General features: G+C 65.8%; 3 protein-coding genes. All 3 read right to left on the minus strand.

Annotation, left to right across the window (positions count from 1 at the left end):
- Positions 1-186 (minus strand): RidA family protein (locus AUC71_RS10895; RefSeq protein ID WP_483127806.1); only part of this gene is annotated, 186 nt, incomplete at its 3' end.
- Complete coding sequence (gene gatA, locus AUC71_RS10900; protein WP_069624288.1) at positions 186-1670, minus strand: Asp-tRNA(Asn)/Glu-tRNA(Gln) amidotransferase subunit GatA; 1485 nt, start codon at positions 1668-1670, stop codon at positions 186-188. The genes gatA and AUC71_RS10895, both read right to left, overlap by 1 nt.
- Positions 1671-1675: 5 nt before the next feature.
- On the minus strand, positions 1676-1840 hold a 165-nt coding region (gene gatC / locus AUC71_RS10905; protein WP_083238296.1), incomplete at its 5' end, for an Asp-tRNA(Asn)/Glu-tRNA(Gln) amidotransferase subunit GatC.

Genomic DNA, 1840 nt, shown 5'->3' on the forward strand with positions numbered 1-1840 from the left:
GGCGATGGTCTCGAAGATCGCGCGGGTCTGCGCTTCCGCATCGCCGATCGCCACGGGCTTGCCGCCCGAGGCGGCCGTGGTGCCGCTGACCGCCACGAGATTGCCCACGCGCACGGCCCGGCTGAAGCCGACGGTTTTCTCATAGGGACTGCCCGAAGACACCAGCAGGCGATCGTTCCCGGCCATCACGCTTTGCTCCACCAATCAGCGGGCTTCGACAATGGCCCCGCCGCTTCCTCGATCACCCGGCCCGCCCGGAATAACGTCTCCTCGTCGAAAGCGCGCCCGATCAGCTGAAGACCGAGCGGCGTGCCTTCCGACGATAGCCCCGCCGGCACCGACATGCCCGGCAGCCCCGCCATGTTCACCGTCACCGTGAAGATGTCATTCAGATACATTTCGAGCGGGTCGCCCGACTTCTCGCCGGCCGCGAATGCCGGTCCCGGCGTGGTCGGCGTCAGGATCGCATCGACGGTCTCGAAGGCCTGATCGAAGTCCCGCTTGATCAAGGTCCGCACCTTCTGCGCTTTCAAGTAATAGGCGTCGTAATAGCCGGCCGACAGCACATAGGTGCCGATCAGGATACGCCGCTTCACCTCGGCGCCGAAACCCGCCTCGCGCGTGTTCTCATACATGGAGATCACGTCGGAGCCCTTCTCGCGCAGGCCATAGCGCACGCCGTCATAGCGCGCGAGGTTCGACGATGCTTCCGCCGGCGCGACAATATAATAAGACGGCAGGGCATATTTGGTGTGCGGCAGGCTCACCTCTTTGATCTCGGCGCCGGCCTGCTTCAGCCAGGAAATGCCCTGCTGCCACAGCGCCTCGATCTCAGGCGCCATGCCCTCGACGCGATACTCCTTGGGAATGCCAATGGTGAGCCCTTTGACGCCCTGGCCGACGGCCGCCTCGAAATCGGGCACCGGCAAATCGGCGCTGGTCGTGTCCTTCGGGTCGTGGCTCGCCCATGCGCCCAGCATGATGGCGGCGTCGCGTACGGTGCGCGTGATCGGCCCGGCCTGATCGAGCGACGAGGCAAAGGCCACGATGCCCCAGCGCGAGCAGCGCCCGTAGGTGGGCTTGAGGCCGACAGTCCCCGTGAAGGCGGCCGGCTGGCGGATCGACCCGCCCGTGTCCGTCGCCGTGGCGCCCAAGCAGAGCCGCGCGGCGACCGCCGCCGAGGAACCGCCGGAGGAACCGCCCGGCACGAGCGGCGCGTCCGAGCCGTCGCGTCGCCAGGGATTGACCACGTCGCCGTAGAAACTCGTCTCGTTGGACGATCCCATGGCGAACTCGTCATTGTTGAGCTTGCCGAGCATCACCGCGCCTTCCGCCCAAAGATTGGCGGTGACGGTCGACTCGTAGGTCGGCGTGAAGCCATCGAGAATGTGCGAGCACGCCGTGGTGCGCACGTCCCGGGTACAGAACAGATCCTTGATGCCGAGCGGGATGCCTTCGAGCGCGCCGCCCTCGCCCGTGCCAAGCTTTGCATCGCTCGCTTTGGCCATCTCGAGCGCGCGTTCCGGTGTCGGCAGCACATAGGCGTTGAGCGCCGCATTCGACGTCTCGATTGCGTCGAGATGTGCTTGCGTCAGCTCTGCCGCGGAGAAGGACTTGGCGCGCAGGCCTTCGCGGGCCTCGACGATGGTGAGGTCTGTCAGATCGGTCACGGGGGCTACTCGACGATTTTCGGCACGACGAAATAGTGATCGTCCACCGCGGGCGCGTTCTTGACGATGTCGTCGGCGCAGAAACCGTCCGTCACCTCGTCCTTGCGCTTCTTCATGGTCATGGCCTCGACCCGCGTCATGGGCGCCACATTGCTCGTGTCGAGCTCGTC

Origin of the sequence: Methyloceanibacter marginalis (assembly GCF_001723295.1) — a bacterium.
GTDB lineage: Bacteria > Pseudomonadota > Alphaproteobacteria > Rhizobiales > Methyloligellaceae > Methyloceanibacter > Methyloceanibacter marginalis.